Annotated in this window: 21 protein-coding genes; all 21 read left to right on the top strand. The window is 63.0% G+C overall.

What is annotated here, in order from left to right; translation table 11 throughout:
* The first annotated feature begins 40 nt into the window (after positions 1–40).
* Entirely contained in the window at positions 41–487 is a 447-nt protein-coding gene (locus BM062_RS02210; RefSeq protein ID WP_092392591.1) for a phage tail protein, read from the top strand.
* Between the two features lie 15 nt (positions 488–502).
* On the top strand, positions 503–859 hold the full coding sequence (locus BM062_RS02215) for a hypothetical protein (RefSeq protein ID WP_092392593.1): 357 nt from the start codon (positions 503–505) through the stop codon (positions 857–859).
* Between the two features lie 11 nt (positions 860–870).
* On the top strand, positions 871–1,035 hold the full coding sequence (locus BM062_RS26210; protein ID WP_335340328.1) for a DUF6760 family protein: 165 nt from the start codon (positions 871–873) through the stop codon (positions 1,033–1,035).
* 1 nt (position 1,036) lies between these two features.
* The gene (locus BM062_RS02220) at positions 1,037–1,525 is read left to right on the top strand and encodes a phage tail protein (RefSeq protein WP_092392595.1); all 489 of its coding nucleotides are present in this window, start codon (positions 1,037–1,039) and stop codon (positions 1,523–1,525) included.
* 44 nt (positions 1,526–1,569) lie between these two features.
* On the top strand, positions 1,570–3,054 hold the full coding sequence (locus BM062_RS02225; protein WP_092392597.1) for a hypothetical protein: 1,485 nt from the start codon (positions 1,570–1,572) through the stop codon (positions 3,052–3,054).
* Complete coding sequence (locus tag BM062_RS02230) at positions 3,054–3,701, top strand: CIS tube protein (RefSeq protein WP_092392599.1); 648 nt, start codon at positions 3,054–3,056, stop codon at positions 3,699–3,701. The genes BM062_RS02225 and BM062_RS02230 overlap by 1 nt, the downstream gene beginning before the upstream one ends.
* Entirely contained in the window at positions 3,694–4,737 is a 1,044-nt protein-coding gene (locus BM062_RS02235) for a phage late control D family protein (protein ID WP_254784864.1), read from the top strand. The genes BM062_RS02230 and BM062_RS02235 overlap by 8 nt, the downstream gene beginning before the upstream one ends.
* Entirely contained in the window at positions 4,734–5,360 is a 627-nt protein-coding gene (locus tag BM062_RS02240) for a phage baseplate assembly protein V (RefSeq protein ID WP_254784865.1), read from the top strand. Before BM062_RS02235 ends, BM062_RS02240 begins: the two co-directional genes overlap by 4 nt.
* Before the next feature lie 8 nt (positions 5,361–5,368).
* Positions 5,369–5,782, top strand: a complete 414-nt coding sequence (locus BM062_RS02245; RefSeq protein ID WP_092392605.1) for a PAAR domain-containing protein — start codon at positions 5,369–5,371, stop codon at positions 5,780–5,782.
* Positions 5,779–6,174, top strand: a complete 396-nt coding sequence (locus BM062_RS02250; protein ID WP_092392607.1) for a GPW/gp25 family protein — start codon at positions 5,779–5,781, stop codon at positions 6,172–6,174. The genes BM062_RS02245 and BM062_RS02250 overlap by 4 nt, the downstream gene beginning before the upstream one ends.
* 14 nt (positions 6,175–6,188) lie before the next feature.
* A complete protein-coding gene (locus tag BM062_RS02255) occupies positions 6,189–6,407 on the top strand; it encodes a hypothetical protein (RefSeq protein WP_092392609.1) in 219 nt (72 codons plus the stop codon).
* A gap of 11 nt (positions 6,408–6,418) precedes the next feature.
* The gene (locus BM062_RS02260) at positions 6,419–9,514 is read left to right on the top strand and encodes a baseplate J/gp47 family protein (RefSeq protein ID WP_092392611.1); all 3,096 of its coding nucleotides are present in this window, start codon (positions 6,419–6,421) and stop codon (positions 9,512–9,514) included.
* 4 nt (positions 9,515–9,518) lie between these two features.
* Positions 9,519–10,664: a hypothetical protein gene (locus BM062_RS02265; RefSeq protein ID WP_092392613.1), complete on the top strand. Its 1,146-nt coding sequence runs from the start codon at positions 9,519–9,521 to the stop codon at positions 10,662–10,664.
* On the top strand, positions 10,661–11,671 hold the full coding sequence (locus tag BM062_RS02270; RefSeq protein WP_092392615.1) for a phage tail protein: 1,011 nt from the start codon (positions 10,661–10,663) through the stop codon (positions 11,669–11,671). The genes BM062_RS02265 and BM062_RS02270 overlap by 4 nt, the downstream gene beginning before the upstream one ends.
* Complete coding sequence (locus BM062_RS02275; protein ID WP_092392617.1) at positions 11,672–12,514, top strand: hypothetical protein; 843 nt, start codon at positions 11,672–11,674, stop codon at positions 12,512–12,514.
* A gap of 13 nt (positions 12,515–12,527) precedes the next feature.
* Positions 12,528–16,169 carry a hypothetical protein gene (locus BM062_RS25850; protein ID WP_254784866.1) on the top strand — a complete coding sequence of 1,214 codons (3,642 nt, stop codon included), beginning with the start codon at positions 12,528–12,530 and terminating at the stop codon, positions 16,167–16,169.
* Between the two features lie 82 nt (positions 16,170–16,251).
* The gene (locus BM062_RS02285; protein WP_254784867.1) at positions 16,252–17,217 is read left to right on the top strand and encodes a hypothetical protein; all 966 of its coding nucleotides are present in this window, start codon (positions 16,252–16,254) and stop codon (positions 17,215–17,217) included.
* A gap of 31 nt (positions 17,218–17,248) precedes the next feature.
* Complete coding sequence (locus tag BM062_RS02290; protein WP_092392621.1) at positions 17,249–17,911, top strand: hypothetical protein; 663 nt, start codon at positions 17,249–17,251, stop codon at positions 17,909–17,911.
* Between the two features lie 4 nt (positions 17,912–17,915).
* Positions 17,916–18,692 (top strand): hypothetical protein, encoded by a 777-nt coding sequence (locus tag BM062_RS02295; RefSeq protein WP_175500851.1) that lies wholly within the window; start codon positions 17,916–17,918, stop codon positions 18,690–18,692.
* Positions 18,693–18,718: 26 nt separating this feature from the next.
* A complete protein-coding gene (locus BM062_RS02300) occupies positions 18,719–19,231 on the top strand; it encodes an aspartyl/asparaginyl beta-hydroxylase domain-containing protein (RefSeq protein WP_254784868.1) in 513 nt (170 codons plus the stop codon).
* A complete protein-coding gene (locus tag BM062_RS02305) occupies positions 19,218–21,446 on the top strand; it encodes an ATP-binding protein (RefSeq protein WP_092392627.1) in 2,229 nt (742 codons plus the stop codon). The genes BM062_RS02300 and BM062_RS02305 overlap by 14 nt, the downstream gene beginning before the upstream one ends.
* Positions 21,447–21,463: the final 17 nt, after the last annotated feature.

A 21,463-nucleotide genomic window follows, 5' to 3' on the forward strand; every position in this document is an offset into this window, starting at 1 on the left:
CCTGCCTCTTTCCAAACCAATTTGACTGCGGAGAATCACGATGGCCACACAACTCACCAATCCCTACCGCGGTTTCCGCTTCCAGGTGGAGATCTCGGGCATCCAGGTCGCGGCGTTTTCGGAAGCCACGATCCCGGACAGCACGGTCGAAACGGTCGAGTACCGGGAAGGCACCGATCCGGTCTACAAGCGCTCGTTTTCCGGCCTGACCACTTACGGCAAGCTGAGCCTGAAAAAGGGCCTGACCGATTCGATGGAACTGTACAACTGGCACCAGCTGGTGGCCTTGCAGGGGTCAACGGCCAAAGGCGCGCAGAAAAACATCTCGCTGATACTGCTCGACGCCGGCGGCGCGGCCAAGGCGCGCTGGAACGTCATCAATGCCTGGCCCAGCAAATACGAGAGCACCGGCCTGAACGCCTCCAGCAGCGACGTGATGGTGGAAACCTTCGAACTGACCATCGAATACATGACCAGAGTGTCTTAACCGGGAGCAGCCAGCATGAACGCAATCAGCACCGAAATCGAATTTACCCTGCCGCTCGGCTACCGCGACGGCGACGGCAACCTGCACAAGAACGGCGTGATGCGGCTGGCTACCGCCGGCGACGAAATCCTGCCGCTGAAAGACCACCGGGTGCAGAGCAACCCGGCCTACCTGACCATCATCGTCCTGTCGCGGGTGATTGTGCGGCTGGGCAACCTGGACATGATCAACACCAAGGTCATCGAAGACCTGTTCGCCGCCGATTTCTCTTACCTGCAGAACCTGTACAACCGCATCAACCTGGTCGACGGCGAAGACAAGGTGGTGCAGATCGAGAGTTTCGAAGCCGCGGGAAAGCGCGCTTCCCTGTAGCGCCCGACCAGCTGTATGCGGAAATTGCTTTTCTGGCATACCACTTTCACTGGTCGTACGGGGAAATCCTGGCAATGGAACACGCAGAGCGCCGCCGCTGGTGCGGGGAGATCAGCAAGATCAACCAGACCATGAACAGCGACGATCGGCACAAAAGCCTAAATTTGGGAGCATGACATGGCTACCGGCCGCAATCCATCCGGCGCAGCATCGCAGCGCAAATCCGGCCCGCCGGCGAACCCTTTCAAGTCGTACAATTTTTACGTGGAAGTAGGCGGCATCGTGGTCGGCGGCTTCACCACGGTCGAGGGCCTGCAGTCAAAGATCGAAGTCAAGAGCGTGCGCCAGGGCGGGGTCAACGATCTCGAATACAAGCTTGGCGGGCAGGTGACGTATGTCGACCTGGTGCTCAAGGCAGGCATCACCGCGCTGGATCCGATGTGGCTGTGGTACCAGGCCGCCTTGAACGGCAAGATCAAACGCCAGAACGGTTCGATCTACCTGCTGGATGATGAAGGCAATCCTACCGTCAGCTGGAATTTCTACAATGCCTGGCCGATCGAGTGGCAGGGGCCGAGCCTGGACGCGGGCCAGAACCTGGTGGCCAGCCAGAGTTTTACGCTGGCGCATGAGGGGATCAAGAAAAACAGCGGGAGCGGCGGCTGATGACCAGGCCGACGCCAGTTTTCCATGTAAGCCGGGGGCATGCCATGCGCCTGGCGTGCGCCGGCGCGGCCAGGGATTTCCAGGCCGGCATCGCCGGCCGCGGCCTGGCATGGCCGGAACACTATCCGGGATTGGACCTGGCGTTCCTGCAAATGCCGCGGCCGGCGCCGCCAGGCAAGATCGCGCACTATATCTCGCAGCACCATCATTGGCTGCGGCTGGTGCAGCAGCACCTCCATCCCGCCGTTTCGCAGGAAATCCGCCAACAGATATGGCAAGAAACGCAGCGGCTGGTAGAGAGCCGTTTCGAAAAACATGACATGCAACGCCTGCAGCAGATATCGCGGTTGCTGCTTGCCGTTCCTGCAATCGGGCGCATTGGCAACATCGTGCTGCAGCGGCAGGCGCTGCTCCGTTCCGTGACCGTGCCGGCTGAGGATGCAGGTGCGCAACGATCCGGAAAAAAGGGGCGCGTTCAGCAACGGCCACAGCGCCTGGCATCACCTAGCTTGGCCTATCATTTTCAACGAACTGGCGCCGAGCCCATGCCCGGCCCGGCAGGCCGTTCAGCCGCATCTCCACTGACACTGCTGATGCCGCACACGCCGGCTGCGCAGGCAAAGCATCCGGTAACCACGCTGGTGCAGCGCCTGGCCGGCATCATCAGGCAAACAGCGCTGCAAGCGCCGCAACGACTGTTCCGGTCCGTATCGCCTCAGCGCAATGCAGCACAAGCCGTAAACCGGGCAGCAGCTGCTGCCAGCCGCCGCCCGGGTTCGTCGCAACCTGTCCATGCGGCAGGCAAGCTGCGGGAGCTTGGGTCCGGTACAGGCCCAGCACAACCCACGGCGCCAGAAATGCGCTTGGCGTTGCGGTATTCCCGTTATCTGGACAGGCATGATTTCATAGCCAGGCAAGAACAGCGTTTCTACATGTGGAAAAACCAGGCCCTGCGCCGTCAGTATGTCGTTCGTCGCGGCGATGTCCTGTTGCCGCAGCTGGCCGGCAGGAACCGCATGCATGCCAGGTCCGGCAGGCAGGCGCAGCAGATTGCTGGCCGTGCCGGACGTGACGGCAGGGCGCAAGGCTTTGTCTATGAATACATCTTGCCGCGATTGCCGGCAACCGGCGCAAGGACGGTCCGCATGCAATTGCAAGCCGTGGCGGCGCCTGGTTCATCGCCGTCGTCGACGGCAGCTATTACCTTGCTTGCGCCGATGAACAGTCCGGCTGCGGGCGACCAAGTCTCCCTCCAGCCCTACCAGGCCGGATTCACCGCCGCACTGGCTTACCGGCGCCAGGCGCAAGTCAGGCAGGCGGAGGTGCAGCGGCAGATCGAACGCATCGAGCATACGGTGCATACCAAAGTGGTGCGCGAGATCATGCATGACCGCCACAACCAGCAGCATATCCGCAGCGTGGTGACGGCGGCGATGCTGTCGCCGCAAATGGTGCAGGCGCTGGCGCGGCAGGTGCACGCCAGCATAGAGCAGCGCGCCGGCATTGACCGTTACCGCAGGGGGCGCTGATGCTGGAAATGGCCAAAATCGTGGTGCAGCAGACCCAGGAAGAAATTCCCGTCATGTACAACCCGACCGAACTGTCCCTCAACAAGACGGTGGTGCTGCTGGGACAAGGTTCGAATATCCAGTTCCAGCGGGTCGACGACGACGACCTGACGGTTTCCCTGTTTTTCGATACCTACGAACAGCAGACCGACGTCCGCGCCAAGACCAACAAGATCGTGGCGCTGACCCAGCCGACGGTCGGCAACGCCGAACGGCGCGAGCCGCCGGTCGTCGTGTTCACCTGGGCCGGCCCGCTGTTCGTCGGCATGATCAGCAAGCTTGACCAGAAGTTCACGATGTTCCTCAGCTCCGGCGTGCCGGTGCGGGCGGAACTGTCGGTCACCTTCAAATCGGTGCTGACCAAGGAAGAGGACCAGCGCGCGCAAGGAAAATTCAATTGCCGCCAGCTGTGGCGCGTCAAGGAAAACGACCGCCTGTACCTGATCGCGCAGCAGGCCCTGGGCGACGCCAGCCAGTGGCGCCTGATCGCGGAAGGCAACAATATCTACGATCCGCTGAATTTCCCCGGCCGCCATGACATCGGACGCATGCTGGTGATCATCGATGTCCACGGCGAGACATACAATAGCGGAGGCAGCAATGCCTAGCGTCCAGACCGGCGGTTTCCGCATACTCAAGAACCGAAGTGCCTTGCCGGTGTCTGTCATTGCGGCAATCCAGAGCGTGCGCGTGGAAGACGAGATAAACATCCCCACCATGTTCAGCTTTACCCTGAACATCGTCTCGTCCGGCGGCGCCTGGCAGGACGTCAACCTGGATATCTTCAAGCCGGGCGACGAAATCACGGTATTCCTCGGCCTCGACAGCCTGCAGCAGATGGTCAGCGCACAAATCACGGCGATCGAGCCGCATTTCAGCGACTATTCCACCGCCACCATCCGCGGTTTCGACCGCATGTACTGGCTGAAATTCGGCACCCGCACCAGGACCTACCTGAACCTGGACGACAATGAAATCGTTTCCCAGGTGGCGCGCGCGGCCGGCCTGACGGTGAAGTTGCCGGGCAGTCCGGCCATGGTCAACGACTATGTGCTGCAAAACAATTCCTCCGACTACGATTTCCTGATGGGCCGTTGCGCGCAGCTCAACTACGAGTTGCTGATGGACGGCGCCACCCTGGTATTCCGGCCTTCGGCAGAGGGCGGCAGCCCGGTCAAGACCATGAACTATCCAACGGATATCAGCGACCTCAGGCTCAGCCTGAAATTGCCGACCATGGGCAAGCAGGTCACGGTGAAGGGATATGACGTCGCATCGAACAAGGTGCTGACGGCGGTGGCGTCCTCCGGCAGTTCGCAGGACAAGATGGGCGGCAAGGAAACCGGCTACCAGCTGGCGCAGGCCTTTCCGGATTCGGACATCCAGCTGGAGCGGCCCGACCTCAGCACTCCGGAAGCCCTGCAGGCAATCGCCAACGCGCAATACAAGCGCAACCTGAACCAGTTCATCGAAGGCAGCACCAGCGTGCTGGGCGACCCGGACATGGTGGCCGGCGTCAACGTCAAGCTGAGCGGCCTGAGCCAGCGCTTCAACGGCATCTATTACATCACTTCCAGCGTCCACAGCTACGACGTCAGCGAAGGCTACCAGACAGAATTCAAACTGAGAAGGACGGGCGTATGAGTATGAATGCGGACGAAGGATTTTCTTCGGGCAGCATGACGCTGGGCGTGACCCTGGGCACGGTCAGCAATACCAAGGACGACAAGGGGCTGGGCCGGATCAAGGTCAATTTCATCCTGAAGGGACAGGAAATCGAATCCGGCTGGCTGCAAGTCATGAGTTTTTTCGCCGGTCCGGGCTACGGCGCGTTTTTCCTGCCGCAGCCGGGCGATTCGGCGCTGCTGGCGTTTGCCGACGGCGACGCCAGCCAGCCCTATGTGCTGGGCTTCCTGTGGAACGGCGTGCAGAAGCCGCCGCTGGAAGCCGCGCAGCAGCAGGACGTCCGCGTGATCAAGACCAAGGGCGGGAAAACCATCACGCTGGACGATTCCGAAAAGGAAAACATCACCATTACCGACAGCAAGAACAACCGCATCGTGATCGATACCGCCAACAACAAGATATCGATCAGCAGCGAAGGCGATTTCGCCATCAGCGCCAAGGGCAAGCTGACCATCAGCGGGGCGCAGGTAGTGGTGCAGAACACGGCCGGCAGCGTCAAGGCGGATTTGTCGAGTTCCGCCATGCAATTGCAGGGCGGGCAGAGCATCAAGCTGTCGGCCGCCATGATCGACTTGAACTAGGAGCAAGCATGGCACAAGGCGCCGCCAAGCAGGGCGACAGCATCGTCAACGCCGCCGATATCCATATCGTGCTGGTGCCGAGCCCGGGCGGGCCGGTGCCGACGCCGCAGCCGTTTCCGTTCAACGGCAAGATCACGCTCAACACCAGCCTGAATGTGCGCATCAACAGCCGGCCGGCGGCGACCGTGGGCTCGATGGCGCAAAACATGCCGCCGCACATACCCGCCAGCGGCGCCTTCCAGATCCCGCCCACCAACCTGGGCCAGGTAGTGATGGGCAGCATGACGGTACGTATCAACGGCAAGGCGGCGGCGCGCGCCGGCGACTTTTGCGAAACCTGCCACGATGTGCCGCCGGCCGGGCCGCAGGCGCCGCCGCCGACGGTGCAGGTGCTGGGCCTGAGCACGGTGAACATAGGATGAACGGCCCGGCGGACAGCGATTTCCTCGGCCAGGGCTGGGCCTTCCCGGTGACAGCCAGCGGCGGCAAGGTGCAGCTGGCGGCCGGCGCCGAGGACATCCGGCAGGCGCTGCTGATCATCCTGCAAACCGCGCCCGGCGAGCGGGTGATGCTGCCGGCCTTCGGCTGCCGCATCAATGAACTGGTGTTCGCGGCCGGCAACGCCACCGCCGTCAGCCTGGCGCAGCTGTATGTGAAGCAGGCGCTGGACCGCTGGGAACCACGCATCCAGACCTTGCAGGTGAACGTGACGATTACGCCGCAGCAGCCGAACTGCCTGCAGATCGCGGTCGACTACCTGATCCGCGACCGCAACCAGCCGGCCAACCTGGTGTTTCCTTTTTATCTTAAATAAAACCGGAGTCAAGCATGAACCACGAAGTGATCGAAGCCAGAATCAAAGAGCTGAAAGACAATTACCAGGCCGGGCAAGCGCAACTGCGCTCCCTCGAAGCGCAGCAAAAAGACTTGCAGCAAACCCTGCTCAGGATCAGCGGTGCGATCCAGGTGCTGCAAGAGCTGATAGACCAGCCGCTGCAGGCCGCAGGGCCGGATGCCCAGCCTAACGTCATGCATTTGGCCAGGTAATCCGGTACGCCATGGCTGATCCGATCCTGGACTTTCGCACTGCCGAGCAGTTTTATCAGCAGGCGCTGAAGCTGGCCCAGACCTACGCTCCCGAATGGAGCGCCTACTGGCCGGCGGCCTTGACCGCGGCCACGCCGGATCCGGTCGGCGCGGCGCAGGCGGTCAACCAGGATCCGGGCCTGGTCTTGCTGAACCTGTTCGCCCAGCTGGCGGCCTATACGGCAGGGATCGAAAACCAGATGCCGAACCAAAGGCGGCAGGCCTTTTTCCAGTGCATGGGCATGCAGCTGCGGCCGCCGCTGGCAGCGCAGGCGCCGCTGCAATTCACGCTCAAGCCGGAGCAGCCGGCGAAGACGGTGCCGGCGCAGACGGCGGTGCTCGACGCCGATGCCCAGGCCATCCGCTTCCAGACCAACCAGGACTTGCTGGTGGTGCCGGCCAGCCTGTGCGCCGCCATGACCATCATGCCGGCGCAAGACCAGTACATCGACGCCATGCCGGCCTTGGCTTCGAGCGCCGCCGGCACTGAGGGAGTGCCGCTGTTCGTCGCCGACGAAATCGCGGATCCGGCCGAGCAGGCGCTGGGCCACTGGTTCATCATGGGCGACAGCCAGCTGTTCAAGCCCGATCCGGCCCTGCAAAGCATCACCATCACGCTGTACGGCAAGCAGCTCTACAGCGATTATTTCGGACAGTGGTTCGACGGCGCGCTGACGCCGCTGAGCGCGCAGCTGACGCAATCGGCCGACGCCGGGCAGCTGGACATCCAGCTCAGCCAGAAGCCGCAGGCGGCAGCGCGGACAATTGCCCAAGTGCAGCAGGAAATCTATCGGCAGGAAGACCCGGGCGCCGGTTTCACCGACGACGTCCTGCTGACCGAACCGGACCAGCAGCTGGAATACTGGCTGCTGGTCAAGCCCCGCCCGCAGGTCAAGGTGCTGGCGTCGCTGGCGCAGCAGCTGCCGGTCGTCACCGGCATCCAGTGCACCTTCAAGGGCGACGCGATCCAGCCGCAGCAAGCCGCATTCAACGTGGTGCTGCTCGACATCTCGAACGGCGCCTATCCTTTCGGCCAGTCGCCGCAAGCCGGCGACGCTTTTTACATCCGCAGCGACAGCGTCTTTTCGCGCAAGGGCGCGCTGGTCAACATTTCCTTCCAGCTGACCGCGGTCGCCGTCGAGTATCCGGTCACCCTGTACTGGCAATTCTGGGACGGCAAGCAATGGCAGTCGTTCAACCAGACCTTGGCCCAGGCCAGCCAGTACCAGTTTGTCGACACCACCAGCAACCTGCAGCACGACAATCCCGACGGCCCGACCCGGATCCGGTTCCAGTGCCCGGCGCTGGGTGAAACCACGGTCGCCGGCGGCACCGGCTTGTGGATACGCGCGGTGATCGCCGCCGGCGGGTATGGCGAGGCCGGCGGTTTCACCACCACCAGCGTGGCCGATACGATAGACAGCATTCCCGCCGCGATCCTGACGCCGGAGCAGAAAAACAGCGTGATCGCCTACCTGAACGATGTCGAGGGGGTCAATTTTTCCTACCAGTTCAACCAGTCGCAGTTTTATCCGCCGTATATCCAGTCGCTGCAGATCGGCTACAGCTATGCAGCGCCGCCGACCCGCTACTGGAGCTACAACGCCTTCACCATGAGCCGCTTCCTGTTCAGCCCTTTCAAGCCGGTGGAAGAGGTGCTGACCGGGTTTTATTTTGCTTTCAGCACAGTCGATTTCGGCAATTTCACCTTGGGCAACAAGCTGACCCTGTATTTCTACCTGCAGCAGGAAAGCGCCGCGCCAGGCAGCAAGCTGCAGTGGGACTATTACGACGGCCAGGCATGGCAGGCGCTGTCGGTGGACGACAGCAGCTACGGCCTGAGCCGTTCCGGCATCGTCGGTTTCACCGTGCCGGCAGGCATGCCTGCGTCCTACCTGTATTCGCAGACAGCGTACTGGTTCCGCATCAACAATCCGCATGTCAGCCGCACCATCCGGGTCTACGGCATCTATCCGAATACGGTCATGGCCAGCAACATCACCGGCGTCGACGATGAGGTGCTGGGCTCAAGCAACGAGCAGCCGTCGCAGACTTTCGCGCTGGACTACACGCCGGTGCTGCCGAACCTGGACCTGCAGGTGATCGAAGCGCGCGGGCTCGACACCGCCGCCCAGGACGACGCCGTGCAAGACAGCGCAGGAGCTGCCACTGCGGCCACTGCCGGCAGCGAAATCAGCCGGCAATGGCGGCAGGTCGACAATTTTACGTTCTGCGGCCCCACCGACCGCGTCTACACGCTGGATTGCCAGAACGGCCTGGTGACTTTCGGCGACGGCTACAACGGCATGGTCCCGCCACGCGGCTACAACAACATCGTCGCCGCCCATTACGACTATACGCAGGGACTGGCGGGCAATGCCGGCGCGCATCGCCTGACCATGCTGCGGCCCGGCATCAGCAACATCGACGGCGTCGACAATCCGGCGCCGGCCGCGGGCGGCGTCAACGGCGATACAGTGGCCGATATCGCCGCGAACAGCCCGGCGCTGGTGAAGGCAGGCGGTTATGCGGTCGAGCTGAGCGAGCTGAGCGCGCTGGCCGCGCAGTCTTGCCAGCAGGTGGCGCAGGCGCGCGCGCTGGAAACGCCGCAACAAGACATCAGCATCGTCTTGCTGGCGCTCAGCAGCGCGCCGGCGCCTTACACCAGCCCGGAAATCCTGAACCAGGTAGCGGCCGCCATCAAGCAGGCCTGCCTGGCGCCGCTGGCGCCGCGCATCAGTACCCGGGCGCCGGATTTCGTGGCGATCAATGTCAGCGCACAGCTGGCGGTCAGCTGTGCGCCAGACCAGAAAAACGCCCTGCAGCAAAACATCGGGCGCCAGCTGCAGGCTTTTTTCCAGCCGGTGTTCGGCGGCCCCGGGCAGCAAGGCTGGCGCTTCGGGGAAACCGTGCAGGCTTCCGCGGTCAGCCGTTTCCTGCGCACGCTGCCGCAGATCGAAACCGTGCTCGGCCTGAACCTGAACGGCCACCAGAACGGCAACATTGCGCTGTTGCCGGCGCAGCTGCCGGTGGCCGGCCAGATGACGCTGTTACTTTACCTGGAGTAGGGCGATGAGCTTCGAATTGCCCGACCTCGACCTGAAGACCTACCAGCAGCTGGTGGTCGAGCTGGTGCGCAAGATTCCCCAATACACCAAGCTGTGGACCGACTATAACGACAGCGATCCCGGCATCACCTTGCTGCAGCTGCTGGCCTGGCTGGACGAATCGCTGCTGTACCAGGCCAACCAGATCCCGACCCTGACCGACGAAAATTTCCTGCGCTGGGTGCTGGGGCTGGCCTTCAGCAGCAACCAGACCGAATACAGCAAGGCTGCCCAGACCTACTACGATTTCGATTTCCTGGCCCTGCAGGCGGCGCTGGCGCAAATCGAGCAAGGACAGGCGGCCAGCAAGGCGACGCTGCAAAAAGAAATATTGCTTTACCTGCAAAGCCCATACCTGGCGCTGACCTTGCCGAATATCGAGGTGGTGGCGATGCAGAGCAACCGCATGATCGAATTGCTGTATGACCAAGCCGTGGCGCAGCAAAAGAAAATCCACTCCAGCATCCCGGTGCCGGTTCCGCTGTATGTGCAGCAAGCCTACGCGCAGGCTGCAGAGCAGGCCAGCACCGCCTATCTCCTGAGCGACGCCGCCTGGAACTATGTCTATCCGCTGTATCCCAACAAGCAGCAATATGCCTATTCCAGCACGACCATGCGCCGGCTGCTGCTGTTGCAGGGAAAAGACGAGCGCGCGCGGGAACAGACTTTGCTGAACCAGGTGAACTACTATCTGCAGCCGCGCGTGATTGCGGGCAGTGCGGTGCGGGTGCAGATGGCGCAGCTGACCGCGATCGACTTGACCCTGTCGATCCGCTGCAGCGCGGCCACGGTCATGTCGGTCACGCTGGATGCGCTGGTGAACCTGCTGTTCGGCTACCTGCTGCCGGGCGGCGGTCCCGATGGCCGCGGCTGGCCTTACGGCCAGGCGCCGCAGGCCGACGACCTGCTGCACCTGATCCTGAGCGTGCCGGGCGTGGCTGCGCTGGAAAGCATGGACTACAACTTCATCCCCACCATCGTCCTCAACCAGATGGCGCAGCTCGGCGCCAACACCACGCTGGCCGACTTGCCGTCGGGACGCAGCGCCATGCTGTACCAGGGCTTGCCGCGCTTGCGTTGCCTTGACATCACCGCGAGCAGCCAGCCATGAGCAAGCAGCCATCCAGCTATCAGCGCTACCTGCCGGCGATCTACAGCGGCAAGGATTCGGCGTTTGTCGGCGACTATCTCAAGATATTCGAGAAGCTGCTGACCGGTATCGGCGACGGCACCCTGGACGGGCGCCGCGGCATCCAGGAACTGCTGAACGCGGACGTCGCCGGCAACCTGTTTTATCCGCGCCTCAGTTTCCTGTTCGACCCGGCCAGCACGGATTTCATACCGCCGATTTCGGCTGCAAAGCCGAACCAGCAGCAGGCCATCCTGGCCAACCTCGACAGTTACATCGGCGTGCCGCCAGTCACCAATCCGCTGGCAGCCTACGTCGCCGGGCAGCCAGCCGCGGGTTCGACCCAAAGCGGGATCGAAGCCTGGCTCAACAGCTTCCTGAACTGGCTGGGCGGATGGGTCGACCTGACGCTGGACAACAGCTGGAACATTGACAAGAAACGCATGGTGACGGCGCAGATCCTGGCGCTGTACCGGTTGCGCGGCACGCCGCAGGGGCTGGGCTTCATGCTCGATTTGCTGCTGGACCTGCCAATGACCATCCAAGGCGTGCAGTACCAGATGCCGGTAGACGGATTCCCGGCCAAGGCCGTGCCGGTCAAGGGGCCGGTCACGCTGACGGTCAGCAACCCGGTCCCGCCCTGCATCCGCGTCGCCGGCCAGGCGCAGGGAGCGTTTATCCTGCAAGAGCGCTACCACGCCGGCAGCCAGGTGGTGTCGGGCTATTTTCCGTGGCTGTTCAATGTGCAGATCACGCTGCCCAATGCGCTCAACAGCGGCTTCGTCCTCACCAGCCAGAACACGCAGCAGATCCTGCGCCTGCAGCAGCAACTGCAGCAGCTGCTGGCCGCCATCAAGCCGGCCGCCAGCCGTTTCACCATCACCATTTTTCCCAGCATGCAGTTGCAGGCGGTCACGCCGGAGACGCAAATATGCAATGCCGCAACGCTGGGCATCAACACTTTGCTGGGCCTTCAAGGAAAAAAATAAATGAGCGCGTTCATTCCACCCATTCCATCCGATGTCGCGGTGCGTCTTAACTATCATGACGGCATGTTCCTCACCGCGCAAAACATGACGCTGGAGCAGAATTATTTCTCCAACTGGATCAAGCTGCAGAACCAGTGCCTGTACACCCCGGGCGTGCTGAACGGCTTCGACGTCGTGCTGCAGAACAATACCCTGGTGGTGGCGCCCGGCGTCGGCTTCGATTCCAGCGGCGATTTCCTGGTGTTCCCCGGCACCAGCGGCAACATGGTGCCGGCGGCGACCAACCTGGGCGACAGCTACGGGCTGTATGCGGTATATCCGCCCACGCCCAACGTTTCCACCGACACCCTGGACCAGGCCGCGGTGCTGCAAAGCGCTTCATTGACCTATCCGCCTAGTTATTCAATCATCCTCGTCACGGTAACGATGGACAGCGCCAACCCCGGCATCATCAAAAGCATTGCCGACAGCCGGAAAGCGGTCACCAGCCGCCTGCCGGCCGTGCTGGGCCAGCCGGCGGCAATCCAGTCGAACCTGGCGCAGGGCCTGGACGGCGCGCGCCACGGCAGCGTCACGTTCGATACCCGCACGCTGCTGAAAGTCGGCGACCGGTCGTCGCAGCCGGTGTTTTACGCGGGCGGGCAGGGGCCTGCCTTCAATGTGCCGCCCAATGTCAACGCCACCGTGGTCGGCACCGTCCCCTATGCGGTCAGCGTCAGCAATGTCGGCACTTCGCAGTTCACCCTGGAGCTGGTGGCGATAGAAACCCGCGCCAGCAGCGAGCCGTCGGCGCAGGTGAACTGGCTGGCCTTGTCCAACTCTTCCACGCTTGAGAACGCCTGACAGGAATCGCACCATGAGCAGTCCATTGATTCAACGTCCAAATTATTTCGCCGGCGAAGCCTTGCTGACCGCCGATTTCGCTTGCGAGCAGCAGTACCACATGGATATCCAGAGCTTCAACAACCAAAGCCTGTACATCTGCGGCATCGCCAGCGGGCTTGAGGTGTTCTGGGACGCCGAGAGCAGCGCCAGCCAGGTGGAGGTCAGCCCAGGCATGGCGATCGACGGCCTGGGCCGCCAGATCATCCTGCTGCAGCCGCAGGTAGTCAGGCTGGCCAATGTGGTGGCGGGAGCGACCTATTTCCTCAGCATCAGCTACAACCAGGTGTATGCCGATTACAGCAACGAGACCGGCGTCGCCGGCTACAAACGGATCGTGGAGCAGCCGCTGATCCAGTATGTGCGCAACCTGCAGCAGCCGGCCATGAACATCCTGCTGGCCGTGATCAGTTTCACCACCCAAGGCGCGATCAACCAGCTGACCTATCGTTCTGGCAACATCGAGCGGCGTTATGTCGGCTCGACCCTGGGCGCCTTGAATTTTGTGACTGAAGGCGCCGGCGTCCACCGGATCAATTTGCCGGACGCGCTCGCCGGTTTCCTCGGCAACGCGGACAGCGACGGTTATCCCAGCATCCGCGCAAAAAAAGAAAGCAGCGGCGACCAGGCTTACCTGGAAGTGGATGCGCCGCGCAGCCAGTTCATGGGGCTGCTGACCACCCGCAATAACCTCGGCGTCGGCAATCCCCAGCCGCTGGCCAACCTGCAGGTCGACGCCATTACCTTCAAAGGTCCGGGGACACTGTCTTCAGACGGTCCGCTGGTGACTTTGTCGAAGACGCTGGCGCCGTATTTCGAAGTCGGCGATGTGCTGATCTCGGATCCGCCGGTAACCACCATGAGCAACGGCCAGACCAGCTTTGGCCTGGCCCAGCGGCGCACGATCGTCGGCATTAACCCGGGCAGCCTGCAAGTCACGGTAGATGCGGCATTCAATCCGGTCCTGCAAAGCATCAGCTACACTTATGTGCGTTCGACGCTGGTGCGCTTCGCCGCCAGCAGCGACAGCAACCTGCTGCGCATCAATGTCGACGGCACGGTCGGCCTGGGCATGCAGGCTGCCACCAGCTCCGGCCTGGCCGGCGCCGGCCCCAATGCACTGGTGATCACCGCCGACCGCAAGGTCGGCATCGCCTTGACCGACCGCAGCCCGGCGGCGGCGCTTGACGTCAACGGCAAGATCCAGGCCGACGACCTGAACGTGCGGGGGCAGATCCAGACCGGCTCGATGATATCCAGCGGCCCGATCCAGGCTCAGAGTTTCGAGGGCAACGGTTCCAAGCTGCAAGGGTTGCCTATCCTCAGCTACTGGACCCGGGAAACCGTCGGCACCCCGACCAGCAACCTGTACTACACCGAAGGCAACGTCGGCATCCGCGACAAGAACCCGCTGGCTTCGCTCAGCGTCGGCGGCGGCCAGTCGTTCATCGGCAAGGGGCAGGTCACCGCCATCAGCGACAATGTCTTGCAGGGTTACCAGACCGCGTTCCTGGATGAAGTCACGGTCGGCGACACGATCACCGTCGGCATGCTGGTCGAGCAGGCCGGCGTCATCGCCGAAATCCTCAGCGACACCCAGCTGCGGCTGCAGGAACAGCTGCCGCTTGCGGTGCAGGATTGGGCCTACAGCTACCAGGCGCCTGGCGCCGACAGGAAGCCCGGGCAAGGACAGATCAGCAGCAACGGCAGCATCATCACCGGCAAGGGCAGCAGTTTCAAGAGCACCGCCGCCGTCGGCGGCAAAATCATCATCGGCCGTTTCGATCCAAAAACCAGCATCAGCCAGAGCAGCGCCGTGGTTACCGTCGCCAGCGCGACCGCGCTGACCTTGGCGACGCCGTTTGCGATCGACGTCATCGGCTCGACATACAAATATCAGGCGGGCAGCGGTCCGGTCACCGACGGCGTCGGCACGATCACTACCAAGGGCGTGCAGGTGACCGGCGACAAAACCGATTTCAGCGGATACAAGGCCGGCGATCTCCTGATCATTCCGCCGTCCATCGCGCTGCCGCAGACCATGTTCGTGCAGTCGGTCATCAGCCAGACTGAATTGAAGCTGACCCTGTCGGACGGAAAGGGCAAGCTCACAGGAAACTTTCCGGCCGCGGTGTCGGCTTATGTGGTGACGCCTTCGCTGCTGGGCTATTTCGCCGCCAATAACGCCAACGGCGTGCTGCCGTCCAGCGGCCCGGGAATTCCGCCGGCGATGATCGTCGCTACCAACAACATCGCCGCCACGCCCAACACGGTGGCGATCAATTACCGGCCGGAAGAAATCCAGAACAAGTACGCCTTGCAGGTCAAGGGCGACGTCAACTTCAGCGGCAGCAGCGTGGATGTCAAGGACCTGCATGTAGAGACCCTGACTGCCAGCAAAAGCATCACGGTGAAGGGCGACGACACCAGCGACAAGCTGCTGGATGTGGGCGAAAGCGGTTCGTCGCTGCTGACGGTCAGCAGGGACAATGTCACGGTGGGCGCGAGCAGCGCGCCGTACCAGCTCGAAACGACAGGCAACGTCCACGCCAGCGGCAACATCGTCAGCGACCAGAAGGTGCAGGGCGCCAGCTTGGCGGGAGCCGCGCTGCAGGCGGCCGGGACCAAGGTCAACGCCGACGGCAGCGTACAGATCATAGGCGACCGGGTGGCCTTCAACCAGTCAAACCTGACCAATAACGGCACCACGTTCCAGCAGAAGGCGAGCACCGACGGCTACGTCATGGCTGTCGTCGGCCAGCCGACCTGGAACGCTGATTATTGCGGCAGCCTGGCCGGCGTCACTACCGACGGCAACGGCAACCAGACCAGCTTTGCCTATGCAACCGCGCTGGCTTACCAATATTCCGTACAGGATGGCAAAAAGAGCGCGCAAACCATTTCGATTCCAGTGCCTGGCTCTTTTACCCTGCCGGTCAAGAAAGGCGAGACCTGGACCCTCACCCTGACCTGGGTCACCACGGTCGGCCCGGCGCCTGACGTCGAATTCTACTGGATACCGCTGGGGCCGGTGCCTGCCGCGCTGAATGCCATGGCGCCAGCGCCGGCCGCCGCGCTGCCGGGCGGCGGCATGGCGGCAACCCTGCAAAGCCTGCGCGACGACCTGGCGGCGGGCCGCATCAGCAGCAGCATGCAAGCCAGCGCGCAGCAAGCCATCCAGAACCGGGTCGGGGACCTCACCCAGATTCTGGGCGACGCGACGCACATGAGCAGCAATCCGTCGGACCGGGAACAATTTATCCGCGACCTGCAGAAGATCGTCTGCGCCCCGGGATTGCCGGCGCAAGCGTCGACCTTGCCCGGCTTCGGGCAAAGCCTCGAGGACCTGATCGATACCTTCGGCAAGGTCACCGCCCACGACTTCAGCCCGGCGCAGCGCGGCTTGCTGGCCGCCGGCGTGCGGGCGCTGGTGCAGATCAACGACAACCAGGCCAACCGGCGCGACCTGAACCTGATCAAGAACAACATCAACCTGTTCCTCGACAACGTGCAGCAGGTGCTGCAGCTCCAGTTCGGCGCCAACGAGCAGCGGCTGCTGACGCGGGCGCTGGTGCGCCTGGTCGGCGACGGTTCGGGAGACGCCGATGGCAGTTAGGACGAGGCCGCCGTCCGCAATCCATTTTTTTTAGTCGCAACCAACCGCAATTCTTATCGATGTTCACCCATGAGGAATGATCATGAATACCATTGCAAACGGCAGTTTCGGAACCCGCACCGCGTATAACCAGTCCGACCTGGTTGACGGCGGCACCAGCTTTACCCAGGTCGCGACCAGCGACGGCTTTGTCATGGCGACAGTCGGCCAGCCCACCTTCAGCGCCAATTACCTCGGCACCCTGGAAGGCTTTACCGTCGACAGCAGCGGCAGCAACACCAGCTTTGTCTACGCTACCGGACTGGCATACAGCTACACCATGCAGAACGGGAAAAAGGGCGTGAACACGATCCTTATCCCCATGCCCGGTTCGTTTACCATGCCGGTGCGCAAAGGCGAGACCTGGAGCCTGCGGCTGACCTGGAACACAGAAATCGGCCAGGCGCCGCAAGTCGAGTTTTACTGGATTCCCGACCTGGATGGCACGCACGGACATGCAGGAGTGCCGGCCGGCCAGCAAGCCAGCATCATGAAACAGGCCATGAACACGCTGCGCGACGAACTGCAATCGGGCAAGGTGCAAGGCAGCATGCTGCTGTCGGCGCAACAGGCGATCGATGGCCGGGTGCTTGACCTGGCGCATATCCTCGGCGACAGCGTCAACCAAGGCAGCAGCGAACAGGACCGCCAGCAGTTCCTCGGACGCTTGCAAAAGATCGTCTGCTCGGCGGCGCCGCAGGGACAGAAAACGGACAACGCCGTCGATCCGCAAGCCTTGCAAGATTTGATCGCCAGCTTCGGCAAACTCAGCGGCCATACCTTCAGCGTCCAGCAAAACGGCCTGATCGAAGCCGGCGTGCGGGCGCTGGTGCAGATCAACGACAACGACGCCAACCGGCGCGACCTGTCGCTGATCAACCGCAACATCGGCCTGTTCCTCGACAACATGCAGCAGGTGCTGGACAAACAGTTCAGCAACAATGAGCGACGGCTGCTGACGCGGGCGCTGGTGCGCATCGTCGGCGACGGCAACCGCGGAGACCTGTGAACCACCGCTGGCCAGCTTCGGCGGACAAGCCATGCTAGCGGCCGCCGGCAACGCCCAGCTGGTTACCTTCGACTTGCTGGATGAAGCCGAATGCGAGGACTGGGTGCTGCGCACGCTGCTGCTGCGGCGCCATTGGCGCCCGCGGCATGCCGCGGCGCCGTTCTTTACGCTGGGCCTGGCGGCATACCTGGATTGCGGCGCGGGCAACGTCTATCATGACCTGGCGCTGCGCAGCCGCAACAACCGCATGCTGGAAAGCCATTTCAGCCCGCTGCTGCAATCGCTGGCGACGCTGCTGGGCGATCACTTCGGCGCGCCGGCCGGCATGACAGAAGCTGCGGCATGGCCCGGTTTCCATATTTACCTGCCGCATCCGGCCTTCAGCCTGCCGGTCGCCAGCGTACACCGCGACCTGCAGTACCGGGATGTGTTTCCGGGACATGCGCTCGGCGACGACGACATGTTCAGCTTCACCTTGCCGCTCAGCACGCCTGAGCGCAGCGGATTGAATCTCTGGCGCGACGGCGCCGCGGCTGCCGAACCGGATTTCCATCCTTACCGCAGCGGGCAGCTGGTGGTGCACAGCGGCCTGGCGACGCACCAGGCCGTGCTCAGGTGCGACGGCGATCTTGAACGCATCACGCTGCAAGGCCATGGCGTACAGCTCGGACAGCAAATTCTGTTGTACTGGTAAACGCATGCCGACCCCGACCATCCATCCCGAATTCCAGCTGCAGCTGTTCAGTCAGGCCGCAGCCGCCGACATCGTCCAGCGCCTGCTAGACCTTGATGCTTTCTGGCTGCCGCGCCATCCGCACCTGCCGTTCTATACATTGGGCGCGACCAACTACTATGACATCACCGGCAATCCGGCCAAGCCGTACCTGCGGCTGGCGCAGCAATACAATCCGTTCCTGCGCGAAAATTTCAGCGAAGTCTATGCTACCTTGCTGGCCAGCCTGCAGGAACGGCTAGGGCAGCCGGTCGGATTCCTGCCTGAGGCGGCGCTGCCCGGTTTCCATATTTTCGGCGGCCATGCCGATTTCGCCGCCGGCGACCAGCACGATGTCCTGCATGGCGCATGGTTCCAGCGCCGCGACGGCCATGGCTTTCCCGGCAATCCGATCCATACCGATACGGCGCACCTGGCGCTCGGGCTGCCTGCCGCGGTGGCCGGCGCGCCGCTGCCCACCTTGTCGTTTACCCTGGCGCTGTCTCTGCCGCAAGAGGGGGCTGGCATGAAGATATGGCCGCTGCGCTTGGCCGATATCGGCGACCTGGGCGGCCAGGAACAGATGCAGTTGCTGCAACGCTGCGCCAGCCGCCTGGTCGTTTACCAGGCCGGCGGCCTGTTCGTGCATTCCGGCGACTACTATCACCAGGCGCGCGGCCTGCCGGTGCAGGACGGGCAATACCGCATCACGCTGCAAGGCCACGGCGCCTGGCTCGACGGCCAGTGGCGCCTGTTCTGGTAACGCCTGCCAACGAAAGGAACCATGCCATGTTTTTCGCCCCAAGCCAATTTTCCTTTGCCCGGATGCTGACCCGGCACTGGGAAGCGATCCTGGCCGAATGCCTGGCTTTGCCCGGGCAGGAATTCGATGCCTGGCCGGAACGGAACCTCTACAGCCACGGCTGGGATGTGTACGGGCTCTACGTGGGACAGCAGCCGCTGCTGGAAAACTGCATCTTTTGCCCGCACACTGCCGGCCTGCTGCAACTGGTGCCGGGCCTGTCGGCGGCGGGTTTTTCACGGCTGGCGCCCGGCGCCGAGATCCGGCCGCACGTCGGCTACAGCGACCAGGTGCTGCGCCTGCACCTTGCGCTGCGCGCCAGCGGCGATTGCGGCATCCGCGTCGGCCGGCAGGTGCGGCGCTGGATTCCCGGCCAGTGCCTGGTGTTCGACGATACCGTGGAACACCAGGCCTGGAACCGCGGCGACGCCGAGCGCCTGGTGCTGCTGCTCGATTTTGACAAGCCGTTGCAAGGCCTGGACGCCGATGAGCAGCATTGACAGCAGCGCCTATGGCGATAACCAGGATTTGCTGCAGGCGCTGAGGCAGCTGGGCGACGGCATGATAGAGCGCGGCCTGCTGCTGCGCCAGCTGGCCGAGATTCCGGCCGCGAATCCGGCAGAGACGGACGACAGGATCGCCGCCTTATACCGCCAGGCCAGCCGCCGCCAGCTGCCTTCGCTGCAATTGCAGCAACAGCTGGCCCAGCTCGGCGCCAGCCTGCAGCGGCAGTGGGAACGGCTGGCGCAACGCAGCGCCGCCAGCGTCCAGGCCCAGGTATTCCTGCCCTGGGTGCACCTGGCGCTGTTGTTCCAGCTCGGCCGGCGCGACCAGGAGTTGCTGCTGTGCGCTTTCCTGGGCGAGCTGGACCAGCGTTATTGCAGCATCCTGCAAGCGTTCGGCGATGCGGACGCGAGCGACGCCGGCGACGGTTTTACCTCCCTGGACAGCGCCGCCACGATGCTCGGCGGCAGCCTGGCCGACCGCATCGACATGCAGAAGTGCCTGATGAGCGACGCCGCCTTGCGCCACTGGGACCTGGTCGAGCTGGCGGCCGGCAGCCGCCTCGGCGCCATGAGCGGCGGCTATCGCCTCAATCCTGCCATCGTCTCTTATCTGCTGGCGCGCGCCGCGCCGCAGCTGCGGCTGGAGCAGCCCCTGGTGGAAATCGGCAGCCGGCTGGAACTGGATGATCACCTGGTCGATGAAAAGGTGAAGCAGCAGCTGTCGCATTTCATAGACCATGCGAGCAGGGAAGACACGCACCTGTCCAGTTACCTGCTGCACCTGCAAGGACCTGACCTGCCGTTGCAGCAGAGCCTGTGCGCCGCCACCTTCGGGAAAATCGGCATGCATTGCGTCCTGCTCGACGGCAAGGCAGTCTGGCAAACCTACCTGAGCGAACGGAAGAACCGCGCCGCGCTGCTGGCGCGCCTGCGCCTGCTGTGCCGCGACGCCTTGCTGTGCAACCGGGTGCTGGTGCTGCTCCATTGCCAATGGATCTGCAGCCAGGACAGCGCCGACGACCTGCTGGAAGATATCTGCGGCACGCTGCTCGACAGCCAGCGCTACCTGGCGGTGCTGAACGGCCCAGCGCGGCGCCTGAGCGATATTGCCCACCAATACAGCGCCCACCAGGCGCTGCCGATCCTGATCAAGAGCACGGCGCCGGATACGCAGCTGCGGCGGCAAGTCTGGCTGCGCCACCTGCCGGCCTCCGGCTTCGCCCCGGACCAGGCGGCGCTGACGCAGCTGGTCAACAACTACCTGTTTACAGAACAGCAGATCCTGCTGGCGATCAAGGACGCCGCCAGCCGCAGCGTGCTCAATCCCGATGCCGAAAGCATGACCGAACTGCTGCTCGACGCCTGCCGCGAGCAAAGCAACCGCGAGCAGCTGAGCGTGGCGCAGGAAGTCAAGACTGCTTACCGTTTCAGCGACATCGTGTTGCCGGCCGACACCAGGCGCTGGTTGCAAGAGGTGCTGCAGTATGCGCAAAACCGCCACCAGGTAATAGAAAGCTGGGGATTCGACAGCAAGAACCAGAACAGCAGGAACCTGTGCGTGCTGTTTTACGGGCCATCGGGCACCGGCAAGACCATGGCAGCTTCGATCATCGCCAATGAGCTCAACCTGGGCCTGTACAAGATCGACCTCGCCAGCATCGTCAGCAAATACATAGGTGAAACCGAAAAACACCTGGCACAGCTGTTCGACCAGGCCGAAGCGATGAATATCGTCCTGTTTTTCGACGAAGCCGAAAGCCTGTTTTCCAAGCGCACCGAAACCAAGGATGCGCACGACCGCTACGCCAACCTGCAGACCGGCTATCTGCTGCAGCGCATAGAAAGTTATCCCGGCATCGTCATCCTGTCGACCAATCTGCTGAAGAACATGGACAAGGCGTTTACCCGCCGCTTCAAGTTCATGATCGAGTACCCGTTCCCGGGCCGGGAGCAGCGCCTGCAGCTGTGGCGCAATGCGTTTCCGGCGGCAACGCCGCTGGCCGCCGACCTGGACCTGCCGCTGCTGGCGGAGAAAGCGCCGCTCAGCGGCGGCAACATCAACAATATCGCGCTCAGCGCCGCCTTCCTGGCCGCGGCGCAGCAGCAGGCAGTGACGCAGCAGCATATCCTGCAAGCCACCGAGCGGGAATACCACAAGCTGGGCAAGGTGTTCAGCGCTGCCGATTTCAGCTGGAACGACGATGACTAGCCATCGCCGCAGCGCCG

Origin of the sequence: Collimonas sp. OK412, assembly GCF_900112135.1 — a bacterium.
Lineage (GTDB): Bacteria > Pseudomonadota > Gammaproteobacteria > Burkholderiales > Burkholderiaceae_D > Collimonas > Collimonas rhizosphaerae.

Excerpts from the sequence above, each read along its gene's own strand:
- BM062_RS02210 (WP_092392591.1), top strand. The coding sequence starts at position 41 with ATGGCCACACAACTCACCAATCCCTACCGCGGTTTCCGCTTCCAGGTG.
- BM062_RS02215 (WP_092392593.1), top strand. The coding sequence starts at position 503 with ATGAACGCAATCAGCACCGAAATCGAATTTACCCTGCCGCTCGGCTAC.
- BM062_RS02220 (WP_092392595.1), top strand. The coding sequence starts at position 1,037 with ATGGCTACCGGCCGCAATCCATCCGGCGCAGCATCGCAGCGCAAATCC.
- BM062_RS02225 (WP_092392597.1), top strand. The coding sequence starts at position 1,570 with ATGCGCCTGGCGTGCGCCGGCGCGGCCAGGGATTTCCAGGCCGGCATC.
- BM062_RS02230 (WP_092392599.1), top strand. The coding sequence starts at position 3,054 with ATGCTGGAAATGGCCAAAATCGTGGTGCAGCAGACCCAGGAAGAAATT.
- BM062_RS02235 (WP_254784864.1), top strand. The coding sequence starts at position 3,694 with ATGCCTAGCGTCCAGACCGGCGGTTTCCGCATACTCAAGAACCGAAGT.
- BM062_RS02240 (WP_254784865.1), top strand. The coding sequence starts at position 4,734 with ATGAGTATGAATGCGGACGAAGGATTTTCTTCGGGCAGCATGACGCTG.
- BM062_RS02245 (WP_092392605.1), top strand. The coding sequence starts at position 5,369 with ATGGCACAAGGCGCCGCCAAGCAGGGCGACAGCATCGTCAACGCCGCC.
- BM062_RS02250 (WP_092392607.1), top strand. The coding sequence starts at position 5,779 with ATGAACGGCCCGGCGGACAGCGATTTCCTCGGCCAGGGCTGGGCCTTC.
- BM062_RS02255 (WP_092392609.1), top strand. The coding sequence starts at position 6,189 with ATGAACCACGAAGTGATCGAAGCCAGAATCAAAGAGCTGAAAGACAAT.
- BM062_RS02260 (WP_092392611.1), top strand. The coding sequence starts at position 6,419 with ATGGCTGATCCGATCCTGGACTTTCGCACTGCCGAGCAGTTTTATCAG.
- BM062_RS02265 (WP_092392613.1), top strand. The coding sequence starts at position 9,519 with ATGAGCTTCGAATTGCCCGACCTCGACCTGAAGACCTACCAGCAGCTG.
- BM062_RS02270 (WP_092392615.1), top strand. The coding sequence starts at position 10,661 with ATGAGCAAGCAGCCATCCAGCTATCAGCGCTACCTGCCGGCGATCTAC.
- BM062_RS02275 (WP_092392617.1), top strand. The coding sequence starts at position 11,672 with ATGAGCGCGTTCATTCCACCCATTCCATCCGATGTCGCGGTGCGTCTT.
- BM062_RS25850 (WP_254784866.1), top strand. The coding sequence starts at position 12,528 with ATGAGCAGTCCATTGATTCAACGTCCAAATTATTTCGCCGGCGAAGCC.
- BM062_RS02285 (WP_254784867.1), top strand. The coding sequence starts at position 16,252 with ATGAATACCATTGCAAACGGCAGTTTCGGAACCCGCACCGCGTATAAC.
- BM062_RS02290 (WP_092392621.1), top strand. The coding sequence starts at position 17,249 with ATGCTAGCGGCCGCCGGCAACGCCCAGCTGGTTACCTTCGACTTGCTG.
- BM062_RS02295 (WP_175500851.1), top strand. The coding sequence starts at position 17,916 with ATGCCGACCCCGACCATCCATCCCGAATTCCAGCTGCAGCTGTTCAGT.
- BM062_RS02300 (WP_254784868.1), top strand. The coding sequence starts at position 18,719 with ATGTTTTTCGCCCCAAGCCAATTTTCCTTTGCCCGGATGCTGACCCGG.
- BM062_RS02305 (WP_092392627.1), top strand. The coding sequence starts at position 19,218 with ATGAGCAGCATTGACAGCAGCGCCTATGGCGATAACCAGGATTTGCTG.